This window comes from Arthrobacter sp. Soil736 (assembly GCF_001428005.1).
Taxonomy (GTDB): Bacteria; Actinomycetota; Actinomycetes; order Actinomycetales; family Micrococcaceae; genus Arthrobacter.
In genome coordinates this window covers 36,325-36,573 of the sequence record NZ_LMSB01000037.1, presented here as the reverse complement: position 1 = coordinate 36,573, position 249 = coordinate 36,325, and the positions used below count along the sequence as shown (strand labels likewise).

Here is a 249-nt window from a genome sequence, read left to right as displayed (position 1 = left end):
GACGATGAGCCGGGCGCCCGGGTTGCCATCGGTGGCGGAGTCCCAGACGTAGAGGGCGCCGGGTCCGTAGATGACCARGTTCCCGTCGCCTTGCATGATGAGCGAACCGACGGGTTTGCCGTCSGTGGYGGAGTCCCAGAGGTATCCGCCRGGGCCGTACAGGACCAGGTTGCCGTCGCCCTGGTAGACCAGGGTGTAGTGGCCGTTGGCGGAGGTGAGCGATTGGCCGGGGAGAAGGACCTCGCCCGG

1 pseudogene is annotated in these 249 nt (G+C 68.2%); it reads right to left on the bottom strand.

The features are described from left to right. Positions 1-249: pseudogene (locus ASG92_RS20265) on the bottom strand (curculin domain-containing protein); the annotation flags it as partial.